Source organism: Mycobacterium sp. KBS0706 (assembly GCF_005938675.2).
In the GTDB taxonomy this organism is placed as follows: domain Bacteria; phylum Pseudomonadota; class Alphaproteobacteria; order DSM-16000; family Inquilinaceae; genus Inquilinus.
Genome location: NZ_VCCH02000010.1, coordinates 41,109 through 57,178, shown reverse-complemented (window position 1 = coordinate 57,178; position 16,070 = coordinate 41,109). Strand labels below are relative to the sequence as shown.

General features: G+C 65.0%; 15 protein-coding genes. 8 read left to right on the top strand and 7 right to left on the bottom strand.

Annotated features, from left to right (window positions below):
* Nucleotides 1-19 precede the first annotated feature (19 nt).
* Nucleotides 20-952: a ring-cleaving dioxygenase gene (locus FFK22_RS07525; protein ID WP_138888164.1), complete on the bottom strand. Its 933-nt coding sequence runs from the start codon at nucleotides 950-952 to the stop codon at nucleotides 20-22.
* A gap of 190 nt (nucleotides 953-1,142) precedes the next feature.
* Between FFK22_RS07525 and FFK22_RS07520 the strand changes: the two genes are divergently transcribed.
* A complete protein-coding gene (locus FFK22_RS07520) occupies nucleotides 1,143-2,111 on the top strand; it encodes a LysR family transcriptional regulator (protein WP_138888163.1) in 969 nt (322 codons plus the stop codon).
* Between the two features lie 173 nt (nucleotides 2,112-2,284).
* Here FFK22_RS07520 and FFK22_RS07515 read toward each other — a convergent pair whose 3' ends face one another.
* Both FFK22_RS07515 and FFK22_RS07510 read right to left on the bottom strand, forming a co-directional pair.
* On the bottom strand, nucleotides 2,285-3,184 hold the full coding sequence (locus tag FFK22_RS07515; protein WP_138888162.1) for an NAD-dependent epimerase/dehydratase family protein: 900 nt from the start codon (nucleotides 3,182-3,184) through the stop codon (nucleotides 2,285-2,287).
* A 57-nt stretch (nucleotides 3,185-3,241) separates the two neighbouring features.
* The gene (locus FFK22_RS07510; RefSeq protein ID WP_138888161.1) at nucleotides 3,242-4,351 is read right to left on the bottom strand and encodes an alkene reductase; all 1,110 of its coding nucleotides are present in this window, start codon (nucleotides 4,349-4,351) and stop codon (nucleotides 3,242-3,244) included.
* A 259-nt stretch (nucleotides 4,352-4,610) separates the two neighbouring features.
* Between FFK22_RS07510 and FFK22_RS07505 the strand changes: the two genes are divergently transcribed.
* Nucleotides 4,611-5,510: a LysR family transcriptional regulator gene (locus tag FFK22_RS07505; RefSeq protein WP_138888160.1), complete on the top strand. Its 900-nt coding sequence runs from the start codon at nucleotides 4,611-4,613 to the stop codon at nucleotides 5,508-5,510.
* 3 nt (nucleotides 5,511-5,513) lie between these two features.
* Here the strand turns inward: FFK22_RS07505 and FFK22_RS07500 are convergent, their stop codons facing one another.
* The 4 genes from FFK22_RS07500 to FFK22_RS07485 all read right to left on the bottom strand — a co-directional run bounded on the left by FFK22_RS07500 (nucleotide 5,514) and on the right by FFK22_RS07485 (nucleotide 8,611).
* Entirely contained in the window at nucleotides 5,514-5,939 is a 426-nt protein-coding gene (locus FFK22_RS07500; RefSeq protein WP_138888159.1) for an SRPBCC family protein, read from the bottom strand.
* A gap of 37 nt (nucleotides 5,940-5,976) precedes the next feature.
* Nucleotides 5,977-6,867 (bottom strand): zinc-binding dehydrogenase, encoded by an 891-nt coding sequence (locus FFK22_RS07495; RefSeq protein WP_186002357.1) that lies wholly within the window; start codon nucleotides 6,865-6,867, stop codon nucleotides 5,977-5,979.
* Between the two features lie 187 nt (nucleotides 6,868-7,054).
* Nucleotides 7,055-8,110 (bottom strand): L-dopachrome tautomerase-related protein, encoded by a 1,056-nt coding sequence (locus FFK22_RS07490; RefSeq protein ID WP_138888157.1) that lies wholly within the window; start codon nucleotides 8,108-8,110, stop codon nucleotides 7,055-7,057.
* A 9-nt stretch (nucleotides 8,111-8,119) separates the two neighbouring features.
* Complete coding sequence (locus FFK22_RS07485; RefSeq protein ID WP_221938458.1) at nucleotides 8,120-8,611, bottom strand: cupin domain-containing protein; 492 nt, start codon at nucleotides 8,609-8,611, stop codon at nucleotides 8,120-8,122.
* Nucleotides 8,612-9,139: 528 nt separating this feature from the next.
* Between FFK22_RS07485 and FFK22_RS07480 the strand changes: the two genes are divergently transcribed.
* The 6 genes from FFK22_RS07480 (at nucleotide 9,140) to FFK22_RS44375 (ending at nucleotide 15,921) form a co-directional block, all read left to right on the top strand.
* Nucleotides 9,140-10,264 (top strand): zinc-dependent alcohol dehydrogenase family protein, encoded by a 1,125-nt coding sequence (locus tag FFK22_RS07480; protein ID WP_138888156.1) that lies wholly within the window; start codon nucleotides 9,140-9,142, stop codon nucleotides 10,262-10,264.
* Between the two features lie 11 nt (nucleotides 10,265-10,275).
* Nucleotides 10,276-11,754, top strand: a complete 1,479-nt coding sequence (gabD, locus tag FFK22_RS07475) for an NADP-dependent succinate-semialdehyde dehydrogenase (RefSeq protein WP_138888155.1) — start codon at nucleotides 10,276-10,278, stop codon at nucleotides 11,752-11,754.
* A 538-nt stretch (nucleotides 11,755-12,292) separates the two neighbouring features.
* On the top strand, nucleotides 12,293-13,405 hold the full coding sequence (locus FFK22_RS07470; protein WP_221938457.1) for an adenylate/guanylate cyclase domain-containing protein: 1,113 nt from the start codon (nucleotides 12,293-12,295) through the stop codon (nucleotides 13,403-13,405).
* Between the two features lie 364 nt (nucleotides 13,406-13,769).
* A complete protein-coding gene (locus FFK22_RS07465; protein ID WP_138888153.1) occupies nucleotides 13,770-14,753 on the top strand; it encodes a TIGR03571 family LLM class oxidoreductase in 984 nt (327 codons plus the stop codon).
* Nucleotides 14,754-14,771: 18 nt separating this feature from the next.
* On the top strand, nucleotides 14,772-15,596 hold the full coding sequence (locus FFK22_RS07460; RefSeq protein ID WP_138888152.1) for an aldo/keto reductase: 825 nt from the start codon (nucleotides 14,772-14,774) through the stop codon (nucleotides 15,594-15,596).
* Between the two features lie 190 nt (nucleotides 15,597-15,786).
* Nucleotides 15,787-15,921, top strand: a complete 135-nt coding sequence (locus tag FFK22_RS44375) for a hypothetical protein (RefSeq protein WP_306770082.1) — start codon at nucleotides 15,787-15,789, stop codon at nucleotides 15,919-15,921.
* The last annotated feature ends 149 nt before the right edge of the window (nucleotides 15,922-16,070 follow it).

The following is a 16,070-nucleotide window of genomic DNA, read 5'->3' as shown; positions in this document are numbered from 1 at the left end:
CGTCTGGCACAGGGGAATTTCAGGCGACGTCCGGCAGCACCCGCTCGATCTCGGCGCGATGCTGCTCGAGGAACTGCGGCAGCTGCAGCGCCTGGCCGAGCGTATCCGCCGGCTCGTCGACCGCGAAGCCGGGGATGTCCGTGGCGATCTCGAACAGCACGTGCCCCGGCTCGCGGAAATAGACCGAGCGGAAATAGGCGCGGTCCTTCTGCTCGGTGGTGAGCAGCCGGTGGGTCTCGGCCAGCCGCTTCACCATCTCGGCCTGGGCCGCATCGTCGGCCGCGCGGAAGGCGATGTGGTGCACCGAGCCGGCGCCGGGGCGGCTGGGCAGGAACCCGCCGGCCGCGCGGAGATCGACGATGCCGCCGATCGCCGTGTCGCCGGCCCGATAACGGATCACGGTCCCTTCCCGCCCGACCTCGGTGAAGCCGAAGACGTCGGTCAGCACCGCGCCGGTCGGGGCCGCGTCCTCGAGCAGCAGGCTGACGCTGTGGAAGCCGCGGATCGCGTGCTCCGCGGGAACCTCGCCGCCGGCCCAGCCGGGCTCGCTCTCGATCCCCGGCACCGCGACCAGCGCGAGACGCATGCCGTCCGGGTCCTTGAAGGCCAGCACGGTCTCGCCGAAGCGCTGCTCGATCGCCTGATGCGGCACGCCCTTCTCGACGAAGCGCTGCACCCAGTAGCCGATCGCCCCTTCCGGCACCCGGAACACCGTCTCCTGGGTCTCGCCGACGCCGAGGCGTCCGGGCGCGACATGGGCCCAGGGGAAGAAGGTCAGGATCGTCCCGGGCTGGCCGGTCTCGTCGCCGTAGTAGAAGTGATAGGTGCCGGGATCGTCGAAATTGACCGTCTTCTTCACCAGGCGGAGCCCGAGCACCCGCGTGTAGAAGTCGAGGTTCCGCCGGGCCGGTCCCGCGATCGCCGTGACGTGATGAATGCCGCTGCTGCGCATGATGTGCCTCCAGATCGCGGACCCGATGGCCCGCCCGTGGCCATTCAGATAATACCTCTGGCGCCGCGGGCCGATAGCCAACCGCTTGCACTCATGCAAAGATATCACTGCATCCAGGCAATTTGCTGTGCAGACAGGAAAGGAACATCCTGACTCAACCGCTATCCACGAAGCGCGCAGGATCGAGGATATGGGCGAGCCGTTCGGCAACATCTCCTGGGACGATTTCCGGCTGATTAAGGCCATCGCGGACTCTCGAGGCCTGCCTGGAGCCGCAGTGCAGTTGGGCCTCGCCCATTCGACCGTCTTTCGCCGCCTCGGCCAGGTCGAGCAGGCTCTCGGCGTGATGCTGTTCGAGCGGCATCGCTCCGGCTATGTCCTGACCCCGGTCGGCGAGGAGATGGCGGAGTTGGCCACCCGCCTGGACGACGACATCACCGGCTTCGCTCGCAAAGTCGCCGGGCGGACGATCTCGCCGACCGGCGAGTTGCGCGTCACCACCAATGATTCCCTCCTGATCCACCTTCTGACTCCGCTCTTCGCGCGGTTCCAGAGCGAGTGCCCTGATGTGCGGCTGGATGTTGTGCTCAGCAACGAGCCGTTGAATCTCTCCAAGCGGGATGCCGACGTCGCGATCCGAGCCACGGACAACCCGCCAGAGACGCTGGTGGGCCGGCGGGTCGCCCGGATTGCCTGGGCGCTTTACGGACGGGCGGCCGATTTCCCGCAGCCCGAGATGCCGGCCTTCGACGATCTCACCGACCGGCCATGGGTGTCGCTCGGCGACAACTTGGCGACGCTGAAAGCGGTGCGGTTCGTTCAGCAGCACGTCGCGCCGGAACGGATCACCTACAAGATCAACACGGTCCTCGGCTTGGCCGAGGCGGTCGAGAGCGGCATAGGTATCGGACATCTGCCGTGCTTTATCGGCGACGTCCGTCCGACACTGGTTCGGCTGGCTCCGCCGAATCCTGACTTTGCGGCGGATCTCTGGTTGCTGACCCATCCCGACCTCCGCCAATCCGCCCGCGTGCGCGTATTTCTGGACTATCTGGCCGGCGAGGTCGGCCGGTCACGGCCGCTCTTCGAAGGCGACCTGCCGATCGTATTTAGCTCCGCGTTCGCGACGTCGGCCGTGTCGGGCCGTAGCGCCGAGTGAGCTGCCACGCAAGTCGAGATGCAGTAACGCAAGCGACTATCGTGGCAGAGTCGGACGGATCCGCCCGAAATGCTGGGCGAAGGGCAGGACGGCGCTCGCATCTCGTGCTGAGGTGGTGGCCGAGGGACTGCGGTCGGCGCCGGGCCTCCACGGCCCAGCCGCAATCCGGGACTTCAGGAGCGGACGAGCTCGTGTTCCACCCACTCGATCACCGAGCCTTGCTTCGGCTGCCAGCCGAGCTCCCGGCGCGCCTTCGCCGAACGGACGCGACTGTTCGAACCAAGAGCGAAGACCGCGAGCTCGCGGCCCCATTTGCCAACGGCATCCTCGGCCGGCCATGACTGGGCCGACGTGGGAAGCCCGAGTGCCTTGCCGATGGCGCGGACGAGATCACCGAAGGCCGCCTCGCCGTTCTCGACGTAGTAGAAGCTCCCAGCCGGCGCCTTCTCCAATGCAAGGGCATAGAGATCGGCGATGTCGGCGATATGGACGTTCGACCAGACGTTGAGGCCGCGGCCGATATAGCGAGGAACGCCACTCTCCTTCGCCTGGGCGGCAAGTGGGGGAATCTGCACGCTCTGGGCAGGCGGGCCGAAGGTATGGCCGTAGATCAGGCTGTTGCAGAGCACGATTGTGCGCACTCCGGGAGCGGCATCGACGATCAGCCTGTTGAGCGCGACGCGATGCTCCTTGTCGGGTTCGGGCGCGACCGGCGTGTCTTCTGTAAAGACCGCATCCGAAGGCTCGCCCATAGCCTCGTCTCCGACGAGGCTGGTCCCGCTGGTGTGGATGAACGGCCTGCCGGTCCCAGCCAGGCCGGCCAGCAACGCCTCGACAGCTCCCTGATGGTCACTGTCGGCAGCGTTGACCACGGCATCGGCTGCCCGCGCTTCGGCGGTCAGCAACTCGGCGTCGTCGAGAGTGCCTATCACAGGCTCGATGCCCTTCGCCCTGACGCCTGCCCCCTTGTTCGGGCTGCGCACGAGGCCGCGAACCTGGTGCCCCTGCGAAGCGAGAAGGGTCGCAACAGCGCCACCGATGTAGCCGCTCGCCCCGGTCACGAAAATCTTCATGGATCTGTCCTCCTGCAACGCTGGTCCAGCGAAAGGCCGAGCCAGCGACGATCGGGTTCAGGCGACTTCGGCGGCCTGATAGGTCGGGTGGTCGGTGTAGCCATGGGCCCCGCCGCCATAGTGGAGGGCCCGGTCTGCCCGCGCGAGCGGCCAGCCGTCACGCAGACGCTCGACGAGATCGGGGTTGGCGATAAACGGTTCACCGAACGCGGCGACGTCGATCAGCCCTTCTTCGATGTAGCGCTCCGCCAGATCCCGGGTCATGCCTCCGGCGAGGATCAGCGTGCCCTTGTAGTGGGCTCGGAACTTCTGAAGGAAGTCGGCGGGGATCGGCGAACTGCCTCGCGACCGCTGGTCCATCAGATGGATGTAGGCCAGGTTCCGCTTCGACAGCTCGTCAGCCAGGTAGAGATAGGTCTCTTCGATATCCGGATAGACGCCCATGTCGAACAGCCCGCCAAAGGGCGATAGCCGGATTGCAGTTCGATCGGCGCCGATCCTGGCGACGATAGCGTCCACGACTTCGAGCAGAAATCGCGAGCGGCTTTCGACGGAGGCGGCGCCGTATTTGTCAGTCCGGTCGTTTACCAGCGGATTGAGGAATTGCTCGACCAGGTAGCCGTTAGCGCCATGTACCTCGATGCCGTCGAAGCCGGCCACGATGGCATTGACCGCCGCCTGGGCAAAGTCCTCGACGACCCCCTCCACCTCCGCCGTCGTGAGTGCGCGGGGCTTCGACACGTCGACCGGCCCCGGCCTGCCGTTCTCCATATAACCCCAGGCCTGCGAGTTGCGCGCGATCTGTGCCGTCGAGCTGACCGGGTCGATGCCATCGGGCTGGATCGAGGCATGACTGACGCGGCCGACATGCCAGAGCTGCGCAAAGATCACACCGCCCTCGTCGTGGACGGCGGTCGTCACCTTGCGCCAGCCGGCAACCTGGCTGTCCGTGTAGATCCCGGGGATGAAGAGGAAGCCCTCGGCCGTGCGGGAGATCGGCGTGCCTTCCGTCACGATCAGGCCAGCCGCCGCGCGCTGTCTGTAGTAGCGCGCGGTGAGGTCGCTGGCGATCCCATCCGGACTGCGCGAGCGGGTCATCGGCGCCATTGCGATGCGATTGCGCAGCGTGAGTGGCCCAAGCTTGTAGGGTTCGAACAGTTTGCTCATGGCGAAGGTGTCCTCCGAAGGCGTGGCAGCCCGGCCTGCCGCTCGCCGCGTTCGTCGGATCGGGATGGCCCGGCGGCAGGATCAGATCGGGGACGCCATCGCCCGACGCGGTGCCTCTCGATGCCCTCTAGCGTCGACCGTCAGACCGCACCGGACGATGGTGTCCCGCAGCAGATAGGCCACCCGCGTCGCATTGAGAATTCGGGCCGCTGGCACATGATTTGTGATACGGATTCACAAATCGTGATGGAGGGACTTCGTGGACAACCGGGCCGGCGAGATGATGGTGTTCGTTCGCGTCGTCGAAGCCGGCAGTTTCTCGGAAGCCGCACGGCAGCTCCTCATGACGCCGTCCACGGTCAGCAAGATCATCTTTCGGATCGAGCAGCGGCTTGGTGCGCGGCTCATCGAGCGGTCGACACGCAGATTCTCGCTGACCGAAGAGGGGCGCCTCTACCATGAGCGCAGCAGCGCCCTACTGGCTGAGCTCGACGACATCGAGCGGGAACTGACCCAGGGCGCACAGACGGCCCGGGGAACGGTCCGTGTGAACGCGTCGGTCGCGTTCGGTACCCTCGGCATTGAGCCGCAGTTGCCCGCCTTCTGGGAGAAGCATCCGAACATCGTCGTCGACCTGTCCCTGTCCGACGAGATCGTCGACCTCTATCTCGACCGCACCGACATCGCATTCCGCGTCGGCGCATTGGCGGATTCGAGCCTCACCGGGCGCCGGATCGGCGTCGCCCGCCGGAAGATGGTCGCAGCACCAGCCTATCTTGAGAAGCACGGCACGCCGACGACGATCGAGGACCTCGATCAGCACAACTGCCTCGGCTTCAATTTCCGGCGCGGAACGCCGGTCTGGCCGAGCAGGCAGGGCGGCCCGATCGCGGAGCGTATCGTCCGTGGCAACGCTCTGGCCAACAACGGCGAAACGGTGCGGCGGCTCGCCATCGCCGGAGTGGGGATCGCGCGGCTCGCCGATTTCCACATCGACAGGGATATCGCCGCCGGCCGGCTCGTGGAGTTTGCCGTGACTGAGTCCGACACCGAGGAGGTGCACGCGCTCTATGTCGGCGGGCAGCGTGCGCCGCAGCGCATCCGCCTGTTCCTGGACTTCATTGTCCCGCGCTTGCAGGCGTTCATGAAGCGCCCGTGACCGCTAGGGTCGGTCCCGCCCTGACTCGACGAGCGCCTTCAGATGATGGAGTGCCGTCCGATAGAAATGCTCATACTGGCCGGCGATCGCGGCGTCGCCCAGATCGTGCGGCCGGAAGCGGCTCGACCATGTCGCGACCGAGCCTCCGTCTGCGTCGCGCACGGACATCGTTCCGACATAGCCGGAGACTGGGTCCGGACTCTCGACATGGCCGTAGCTGTAGCGTCGCTCGGCCTCGCTGAACTCTAGCAGCCGTTCGACAATGACGTCGCCGGAGACCGTCTCGAGGCGCCGGATGCGCCCGCCGTCTTCGAGTTCGCTGCTGCGGACCGCATCGAGCCACCGGGGCAGAAGATCGAATCCTCCGAGGAGCGACCAGACGCGCTCCACGGGCGCCGCTATCGCCACGGAAACACTGACCTCAATCATCGTGCGGGTCCTCGTTCATGGTTAGGCGTTGTCGCGCTCATGCGAGGCGCGCGACGATCTTCCCGGGCGTTACCGACCGCCGGCGCAGCCGGCGGAGGGCATCGGGGATCTGCTCGAAGGTCACGATTTCCGCGATCAACGGCATCACCCGCCCTCGATCGACAAGCCCCATGAGCTCCGAAAGCATGAGGCCGAGATCCGAGATCTCCGCTTCATCGGCCGCGCGGTAGGCCGCAGCGAGCGCCACCTCGTGGATCGAGACGCCGCGCTCGAACCAGTTGATGCGCCCGAAGTCGGGAAAGTCCACGACGCATGCGAGCGCGCCGTTGAAGGCCAGCAGATCGAGGGCGGCGGTCGCGTTGCTCGCGCCGATGGTGTCGACCACCAGATCGGCCAGGCGCTCCCCGTTCAGCCGCCGCAGGAGTGACTGAAGGTCGTCGGGCTGGACGACATGGTCCGCGCCAAGCTGACGGGCGATCTTGGACCGCGCCGCTGCGGCCACGCCGATCACCTTATAGCCGGCGAGCTTCGCCAGCTGGACCGCGAAGCTCCCGACCCCGCCCGTCACGCCGTGGATGAGGGCGGTCCGACCCGGCCGCGGAGCGACCTTCCTGTGGAAGATCTGGTAGGCGGTCAGCCCCGCGGTCGGGAGCGCCGCGGCGCTTTCGAACGACAGACCGTCCGGAATCGCGGCAAGGGCCTGCGCCGGCGCGATCGCGAACTCGGCAAAGCCGCCCCGCCGCCAGGGATTGCCGAAGCAGGCCACCCGCTGCCCTTGGGCCCAACCTGTGACCCCGTCGCCCACGGCGTCGATCGCCCCAGCGATGTCCAGGCCGAGGACATGCGGCAGGACCCAGCCCTCCTGTCCGGTCTCGGCGAATTTATAGTCCACCGGATTGAGGCCGGCCGCGGTCACCTTGATCCGCACCTCTCCGCCCGCTGGCTCGGGGACCGAGAGCGTTCCCATACGGAGGGCGAAGCTAGGCCCCGGCCTATCGAGGAGAATGGCACGCATCGATATCTCGTCGCGGAGAGATGGGAGAACCCTGGCGCCCGGGCCGATCGACGCCCAGCCCAGCATGGACCCGCCGTCGGTCAGAAAAGCCCCGGCCGATTCACACGCCGGCCCCGGTCATGTCCGCGTCGACGCGCAGGCGCAGGACGTGGAACGGCGGGCGACTTTCGTCCAGGCCGCCGTTGAGAACCGGAAGTCGATGCAGCTGGTTGGCGGTTATGTAGAGCCAGCGCCCATTGGCATCGAGCTCGACCCCGTCCGGCCATCCCAGCAGATCGGGATCGCGTACGAGGACGGTATAGCCGGCGGGAGACGCAACCCCGATGGCGCTGTTCTCGACGTCCGTCACATAGACGTTGCCGCGGGCATCGACGTCGAAACCGTCGCAATGGGGCTTGGGGCACCAGTATTCGACCCGCTCCGCCAGGAGGGCGTCGCTGTCCTGTGCGGCAAGCAGACCGGCGTCGATGCGATGCACCGACTTGCCCGACATCGCGCCGAAATAGACCCAGCGCCCCAGCGGATCGATCCCGATCGGATTGAGCCCGTATCGGTAAGGGATGAGCTGCCCGTCCGCCGTCCGGAGAGAGATAGTCTTGCCATCGACCGACAGGGGTTCATCCCCCGGCAGTAACGAGGGATGGCGTTCCAGCACCCGCCAGGAGAGCCCGGTATCGAGGTCGACGACGATGATCGCCGGATAGTCGCTGGCGCCCTGCTCGTTCAGGGTCATGTCGGCGATGTAGATGCGACGGCGGCGCCGGTCGACGACGAAGTCCTGGGCAAAGGAGCTCGGTCGGAGGACGTTCTGCGGCAGCACGACCACCCGATGAAGCCGATGATCTCGATCGTTCCAGCCAACCAGCTTCGGCTGGTGCCCGCGGTCGCCCATATCCAGGATCCAGACGATGTCATCGGAGTCCGCTCGGATCCCGATCACGCCGACCATGCCCCGGCCATCGGGCCGCGGCTTGCCTGCCCAGGTATCGTCAGGATATGGCGGATGGTGCCCATCCTTGCCGATCGCCCGCACCGCGAATTCGGGAGCGATGATGGCCGAGATCGAGACGAGCACCCGACCGTCCCGCGTCACGGTCGGGTTGCCGGGCCGCTCCTGCGGGAAGGTCGCGACCGTTTCCAGCTGCAGATCAGACATGACCGCCTCTCACGCCTTGGCTTGAACGAAGGTGTCGGGAGTTCCGTCCTTGGGATCGACGAAGATGATGTCGCTGGGGTCGCGGCGCGGCGTATCCACCGAGACCATGAACAGCGGCTCCTCGAGGATTTCGGGCATGCCGTGAACGGTGCCCTTCTTGAAGAACAGCATTTGGCCGGGTCCGACCTCGAAGGGCTCGCGCTCTCCCATGAAGAAGCGGGCTCGACCGGACAGGACGATCAGGTATTCGTCGCAGGTGGCATGGTAATGAGCAGGCGTCGGACGATAGACGCGGAACACGCGTGCGCTCGCCTCGTCCTCATCTGTCAGCCTCGTGTCGACAAGCAGGGTGTTCGCGGTCTCGGGAAAGGATTTGACGATCGCTTCGAGGTCGAATGCAGCGTGGGGAGCAGCCTCGACCAATTTGGTGCGTGTTTCGGCCATGATCGGTCCTCCATCGTTCGGCGCATCGCCGACCGGCGCCTTGGCCCCGGCGAACATATGTCCGACGGGCGACACCCCAAACGCACACCCGGAGCACAAGATCTGAGAATCAAAGGAACAAATCGCCCGCCGGGCCGCCGCCTCAATCCGGCGCTCCGGCAGATGGTGGCTTGGGCCTGTGTCGGCGTCGGAACCAACGTTTCCAGAGCCAACGCCTCGCCGACGCTGTCCTTCGCCGTGATCAGCGCAGATACCGGCGCCCACTCGGGCTGATGCAGGTTCAGCGTCAGGGCCAGGCAGTAGGCCAGGGTCGCCGAGGCCGAAGAACGTCCGATGCAGGTGACGACGGCATGGCCACGCCTCCGCAGGCCGGAGGAAACCATGATGCGTTGCAAGCGTGTCATAAGGTGCTTCATCGACATTCGGGCGAACCGGGCGACGACGCATCTTGAAATGGGCGGCGCCCATCCATTGGTGAATTCGCTTCCAAAGAGCTTCGGAGTGGGACCGGATTTCCCGGTCTAGGAGCGAACCACACACTCAGGGATGTCGGCTGCAGCGGCAGCCCCAATCGGAGACATCAGCATGCAGGTCAAAGCCGCCGTTTTGCGGCAGGTGGGGCTGCCAGGCCCTTACGCCCAAAGCAGGCCGATCTCGATCGAGACGATCGAGCTGGCCCCTCCCGGCCCGGGCGAAGTTCTGGTCCGCATCGGCGCAGCGGGCCTGTGCCATTCCGATCTTTCAGTCATCAACGGCGACCGGCCGCGCCCGATGCCGATGGCGCTGGGGCACGAAGCCGCCGGCGTGATCGAGGCGCTGGGCGACGGCGTCCGGGATCTTGAGGTCGGAGACCATGTCGTCATGGTCTTCATGCCGAGCTGCGGCCATTGTGTGCCCTGTTCGGAAGGACGTCCCGCCCTCTGCGAGCCGGGCGCCGCCGCCAATGCAGCCGGAACGCTGATCACGGGTGAGGTCCGGTTGAGCGACCATCACGGCCATGTTCATCATCACCTGGGCGTCTCGGCTTTTGCCGATCACGCCGTCGTGTCGCGCAACTCCCTCGTCAAGATCGACCGCGATCTGCCGTTCGTCGAGGCCGCGCTGTTCGGGTGCGCGGTGCTGACCGGCGTCGGCGCCGTGGTCAACGCCGCACAACTCCGCACCGGCTCTACCGCCGTTGTGATCGGCCTCGGCGGCGTCGGCCTCGCCTCGGTGCTCGGTGCGCACGCAGCCGGCGCGAGCAAGATCGTCGCGGTCGATCTGTCCCCGGAGAAGCTCGACCTCGCCCGGGAGCTCGGCGCGACGGCCGTGGTCAACGGTCGCGACGAAGATGCGGTCGACCAGGTCCGGGAGCTGACGGGCGGCGGCGCCGACTACGCCTTAGAGATGGCGGGATCGACCCGGGCGCTCGACAATGCCTTCAAGATGACCAAGCGCGGCGGCATGACCGTGACCGCCGGCCTGCCGCCGCCAGGCTCGGCGCTGCCGGTGAACGTGGTCCAGCTCGTCGGCGAGGAACGGACCCTCAAGGGCAGCTACATCGGCACCTGCGTGCCGGTCCGCGATGTTCCGCGCTTCATCGACCTCTATCGCGACGGGCGCCTGCCGGTGAACCGACTGCTGAGCAGCAAGCTCAAGCTCGAGGACATCAACGAAGGCTTCGATCGCCTGCACGACGGCAGCGCCGTCCGGCAGGTCGTCGAATTCTGAAGGACAGCATCATGGTTGATGAGACATTCCTGGCCACTCTCAGCGACAAGTCGCTGTTCCGAGAGGCCAACTATATCGACGGCGAGTGGATCGAGGTCGGCAACGGCCGCGGCATCGCCGTCGCCAACCCGGCCACCGGCGCGATCCTGGGCCATGTCCCGTCGCTGGGCGCCGTGGAGACGGCCCGCGCCATCGCCGCGGCCAAGCGCGCCCAGCCAGCCTGGCGTGCGCTGACCGCGAGTGAACGCGCGGCGAAGCTGCGCCGCCTCTTCGAGTTGATGATGGAGAACCAGGACGACCTTGCCCGGATCATGACCGCCGAGCAGGGCAAGCCGGTCACCGAGAGCCGGGGCGAGATCGCCTACGCGGCCAGCTTCATCGAATGGTTCGCTGAAGAGGGCAAACGAGTCTACGGCGACACCATTCCTCAGCACCTGCCCGGTCGCCGGATCATCGTGCAGAAGGAGCCGATCGGCGTCTTTGCCGCGATCACGCCGTGGAACTTCCCGGCCGCGATGGTTACCCGCAAGGCTGGTCCTGGCTGGGCCGCGGGCTGTGCCAGCGTGCTCCGCCCGGCAAGCCAGACTCCCTTCTCCGCGATCGCGATCGCCGTGCTAGCAGAGCGGGCGGGCCTGCCCTCAGGCGTCTGCAACGTCATCACCGGGCCGGGCAGCGAGATCGGCGGCGAGATGACCTCCAACCCCGACGTGCGCAAGCTGTCCTTTACCGGCAGCACCGAGGTCGGCGCCAAGCTGCTGGCCCAATGCGCGCCGACGATCAAGAAGACCAGCATGGAACTCGGCGGCAACGCCCCCTTCATCGTCTTCGACGACGCCAATCTCGACGCGGCGGTAGAGGGCGCGCTCGTTTCCAAATACCGCAATGCCGGCCAGACCTGTGTGTGTGCCAACCGCCTGCTGGTACAGGATGGCGTCTACGATGCCTTCGCCGCCAAGCTGAAGGCGGCGGTCGAGACGCTGAAGGTCGGCCATGGCTTCGAGGACGGCGTGACGATCGGGCCGCTGATCGACGAGGCGGCGGTCCGCAAGGTCGAAGAGCATGTCGCCGACGCGGTTGCGCTCGGCGCGTCGATCGTGACCGGCGGTAGACGCCACGCGCTCGGAGGCAGCTTCTTCGAGCCGACCGTCCTCGCCGACGTGTCGCGTGAGGCCAAGATCTTCCGTGAGGAGACGTTCGGCCCGGTCGCACCGCTGTTCCGGTTCAAGACCGAGGCGGACGCCATCCAGATGGCCAACGACACGGAGTTCGGCCTGGCCTCCTACTTCTACGCGCGCGATGTTGGCCGGATTCTCCGCGTGGCCGAGGGGCTCGAATACGGCATGGTCGGCATCAACGAAGGGCTGATCTCAACCACGGTCGCCCCCTTCGGCGGCATGAAGGCGTCCGGCCTCGGGCGCGAAGGCTCCAAATACGGCATCGAGGACTATCTGGAGATCAAGTATCTCTGCCTTGGCGGCATCGGCGCCTGAAGCCGGCGGGGCGGCAACCGGGGAAATCCGTCATGTCAGCGAGTGATTGCCCAACTGATCACGACGGGAGGCCTCCTGTCGGAGGTCTCCCCATCGGATTTACAGCTCCGGTACAAGACGCCGCGGAAGTCCTGCGTATCAGCGCAGCGATGTCGTTCAATACGATCCGGCTGGGACCGGCCCTTGCCGGCCTCATGTCCGATAGCGATAAAAGACGAAAAAGCTGCGGATGCTTCTGGATAGATTCTAGGCACCGCGACTTTCGCTATACCCGTTCTTTCCGCCAACCAAGCATCTGTCCATCAAGGGCCGTCGCTTCGTCGACTTCCTCGTTGAGCACCTCGGGCGCGAGGGCGGTGTTTGAATCTCGAATGGACATCCGATGAAAAACAAAGCTCCTGATTCGGCTCCCCGATCTTATCCTCAATCAGTCTTATTCGTCCGTCGGGCAGGCCCGATCGAGTTAGTGTTAGAACGATCTGATACGTTCGCGGACATTGAGAACTGGCTGCTCGAGGACGCCTCGGCAGAACGCGAGATGATCGTCCTGCTGGTCAACCTGATCACACGCATTAAGGCTGCCGGCTCTTCGGTCGATCGCCTCACGTTGCACATTGGAACACTCCATCCTCAACTGGTTGGCTTCGCCTGGATATGGAACTCCGACGATGGATTCTGCGACGAGGTGCGCGTCGGGGATGCGACAATCGATTCGGACGCCTACAAGCTCAATCCGTTGCAACGGATTGTGGAGACCGGGGAGACGATTCGGCGGTTGCCCCAGACGCCCTCGGCACAGGCGGAATTTCCTATCATTCGTGAACTCGCGTCCGCCGGAATGACCGACTACGCGGCGATCCCGCTGGCCGGCCTAGATAAGCGCAACGTGATTACCATTGCGACCACTGCGCTAGGCGGTTTTGCCGAAGAGGAAATTGCTTCGCTGACTAGACTCTTCAAGCTTTTCGCGCTCCACGTGCAGCGGCATAGCGAGTTGAAGGTCTCCGAAAACGCGCTTTGCGCCTATCTTGGTTCTGGGGCAGCCGCAAAAGTGCTCAAGGGCGCGATTAAGCGCGGCGCGGGCGAATCGATTCGGGCGGTCATCTGGGTATCTGATCTCAGAAACTTCACAAGCATGTCGGATACGCTAGCTCCAGCGGACGTGCTCGTCCTGCTCAATGTGTATTTCGAGACAATGGCCAGCGCCGTCGCCGCCCATGGTGGCGAGATCCTCAAATTTATTGGCGACGGGATGCTCGCCGTATTTCCGGTGACCGAAGGAATTGGTCGTGCGTCACGCCTAGCTGTCATGGCGGCGAAGGAAGCTATCGAACGTCTGGCAACCTTCAATGAGCAATATCCAAGCATGCCTTTCGCGAAAGCTTTCCCCACTTTACAGGCGGGGATTGTCCTGCACGAAGGCGAGGTATTCTTAGGCAATATCGGTGCACCTGATCGGCTCGACTTTACGGTGATCGGCCCCGCAGTCAACGAAGCTTGTCGAGTAGAAGTGCTCACGAAGACCATCGGCCGCGAATTGCTCATGACCGAAGCCGTGGCGCAACATCTCTGCCAGAAGGTTGAGCACCTAGGCGAGCATCAATTGCGAGGTGTATCCGCTCGCGTCTCTGTGTATGGGCTATCCGAGTGAAACGGCTCTTGGAAGTAATTCTGCGGTTCGAAAATTGGAGCCTGTACCGGATTAGGCGTCCGCCCGTTTGCCAAGCGCATCGCGGCCGCGAATGACATGCGCCCTACTCAATGGAGCGCCAGCTGCCCCGCGTGGACAAGCTTGACGGGTGACTTGCGGCTGATTCAAGGCTGGCCTTTGGAGACTGGCTTGGGCGAACGGATCGGGTTTCGCTGACCGACCCGGATCCGCGCTCGATGGCGCCCAGCGTCAAGGGCACCGGCATTCGTCGGCGAGAACGTGCTCGATCTATGAAATGGCTTCACAGAAGTTATGGAACGCCAGCGGATTATCAAGGCCGGACTAGCCACGTATCTCGTTCCTTATGAAAGGAAAATCCGCACTAAACCTGATCCGCAAGCGGGATCGCATGACCCTCGGCATTGAACTGCCGCTGGACAACGATTGGTCGGCTGCCGGCGAAGCCCGGCGAGTGGCCGACGGACGCCCTCGCGGCGTTCCCGATCTCACCGCACAGACCGACCTCATTCACAAGGCCGATGATCTCGGCTTCTCGGCGATCTGGACGCGTGACGTGCCTGTCTTCGATCAGGTGAACATGGGCGATGCCGGCTCGGTCTATGACGTCTTCGCGCTGCTTGGCTTCCTTGCGGGCGTGACGCGCAACATCGCGCTCGGCACGGCCGCGGTGGTCCTGCCGATCCGGCATCCGCTGATGACGGCCAAGGCTGCAGCCTCAGTCGACGCGCTGTCCGGCGGCCGTCTGATCCTCGGTGTCGCTTCGGGCGACCGGCCCGTCGAATACCCGCTGCTCGGCCTCGATTTCGAGGCGCGCGGCCAAGCCTTCCGCGACTCCGTCGCCTATTTGCGCGCGGCATGGCAGCCAGGCGGTTTGACGCTGAATGGCGAACGCGTCCCGTCGCTCGACCTGCTGCCGCGACCTGCACAATCGAGCATCCCGCTGGTCGTCGCCGGTCAGGCGCGGCAGGAGGATGGTTGGCTTGCCGCGAACATGGACGGTCGCTTCGTCTATCCCGGAAGCCTCGAAATGCTGGTGGGACGGGCAGGTCGTTGGGTGGAAGCGACGGCAGGACGCGGTGCCTTCATCAGCGCTTTCCATCTCGATTTGCTCAGCAACGCCGATGCCCCGGCCATGCCGATCCGCTTCGGTGCCCGCGTCGGCCGCAAGGCCCTGGTCACCCACTTGCGGGCGTTGGCTGCCGGCGGCGTCGATCACATTGCCATCAATCTCAGGCAGTCGGCGCGACCGCCCGCCGAGGTCATCGAGGAACTGGCGTCGGATGTCATGCCGGCGCTCACCAGGAAACCGGCGGCGCTTGCCGCCTGACGATCTCAGGAGACCATCATGCAGATAGTCGAGGCTCACGGTGCGGAGATCCCCGCACTTGGATTCGGCGTGTTCCGCATGTCGGACGCCGAAGTGGAGCGAGTGGTTCCAGCCGCGCTCGAAGCCGGCTTCCGGCACTTCGATACTGCCCAGATCTATCAGAACGAAGCTGCGCTCGGCCGGGCCCTGCAAGCGGCTGGTGCCCGCCGTGAAGACCTGTTCCTCACCACCAAGGTCTGGGTCGACAACTACAGCCAGGCAAGGTTCGCCGCCTCCGTCGACGAGAGTCTCGACAAACTGAAGGTCGACCGCGTCGATCTGCTGCTGCTGCACTGGCCGGGCGACAAAGTCGCCATTGCCGAGCAGATCGAGATGCTGAACGCCGTCCAGGCTACCGGCAAGACACGCTTCATCGGCGTCAGCAACCAGAATGTTGCGCAGCTCAGGGCGTCGATCGCACTGAGCAAGGCGCCGATCGTCACCAATCAGGTCGAGGTTCATCCTTATCTGGATCAACGCGCGATGGCGAAGGCTACCAGGGCCGCGGGCGTCGCCATCACTGCCTACTACGGCATGGCCGACGGCGCTGCACCTCGCGATCCCGTTCTTCAGAAAATCGCAGCCAAGCACGGTAAGAGCGCTGCGCAGGTCACGCTGCGGTGGCTGATCCAACAGGGTTTTGTGGCGCTTTCCAAGACCGCTAAGCCCGAACGTGCCGCTGAGAACATCGACATCTTCGATTTCGCGTTAAGCGATGAGGATATGACCGCGATCGACAAGCTATCCCGAGCCGATGGCCGTCTCGTCAGCCCTCCCGGTCTCGCTCCAGCCTGGGATGCATGAGGAGTACGAGCGATGAGAAGGATGAATTCTGGGGCTCCGCGCGCGGATGCTGGCCAGCGATGGCCACCGCTTGCGCTCGCCATCGGCGCGTTCGACAGCGAAACCTCAGAGTTCACGCCCATGGGGCCTGTGCAGTGGAAAGGATCAGCTCGGCAGCAACACTGTTTACGTGGTACGCAGGATCGAGGATATGGGCGAGCCGTTCGGCAATATCTCCTGGGACGATTTCTGGCTGATCAAGATCACCGGCTTCAGCCGCAAGATCGCCGGCCAGACAATCTCCCCGGCCGGCGAATTGCGCGTCACCACCAACGACCCCTGCTGATCCACCTGCTGACCCCGTTGTTCGCGCGGTTTCAGGGCGAATGCCCCGATGCGGCCGGACGTCGTGCTCAGCAACGAGCCCCTGAACCTGCGCAAGCGCGACGCCGAGTGATCCATCGCGCAAGTCGAGATTGCAGGAGCGCAAGCTAT

Coding starts and splice junctions, on each gene's coding strand:
- FFK22_RS07480 (WP_138888156.1), top strand. CDS start 9,140: ATGCAGGTCAAAGCCGCCGTTTTGCGGCAGGTGGGGCTGCCAGGCCCT.
- FFK22_RS07525 (WP_138888164.1), bottom strand. CDS start 952: ATGCGCAGCAGCGGCATTCATCACGTCACGGCGATCGCGGGACCGGCC.
- gabD (WP_138888155.1), top strand. CDS start 10,276: ATGGTTGATGAGACATTCCTGGCCACTCTCAGCGACAAGTCGCTGTTC.
- FFK22_RS07490 (WP_138888157.1), bottom strand. CDS start 8,110: ATGTCTGATCTGCAGCTGGAAACGGTCGCGACCTTCCCGCAGGAGCGG.
- FFK22_RS07515 (WP_138888162.1), bottom strand. CDS start 3,184: ATGAAGATTTTCGTGACCGGGGCGAGCGGCTACATCGGTGGCGCTGTT.
- FFK22_RS07470 (WP_221938457.1), top strand. CDS start 12,293: ATGATCGTCCTGCTGGTCAACCTGATCACACGCATTAAGGCTGCCGGC.
- FFK22_RS07500 (WP_138888159.1), bottom strand. CDS start 5,939: ATGATTGAGGTCAGTGTTTCCGTGGCGATAGCGGCGCCCGTGGAGCGC.
- FFK22_RS07520 (WP_138888163.1), top strand. CDS start 1,143: ATGGGCGAGCCGTTCGGCAACATCTCCTGGGACGATTTCCGGCTGATT.
- FFK22_RS07510 (WP_138888161.1), bottom strand. CDS start 4,351: ATGAGCAAACTGTTCGAACCCTACAAGCTTGGGCCACTCACGCTGCGC.
- FFK22_RS07460 (WP_138888152.1), top strand. CDS start 14,772: ATGCAGATAGTCGAGGCTCACGGTGCGGAGATCCCCGCACTTGGATTC.
- FFK22_RS07465 (WP_138888153.1), top strand. CDS start 13,770: ATGAAAGGAAAATCCGCACTAAACCTGATCCGCAAGCGGGATCGCATG.
- FFK22_RS07485 (WP_221938458.1), bottom strand. CDS start 8,611: ATGTTCGCCGGGGCCAAGGCGCCGGTCGGCGATGCGCCGAACGATGGA.
- FFK22_RS44375 (WP_306770082.1), top strand. CDS start 15,787: ATGGGCGAGCCGTTCGGCAATATCTCCTGGGACGATTTCTGGCTGATC.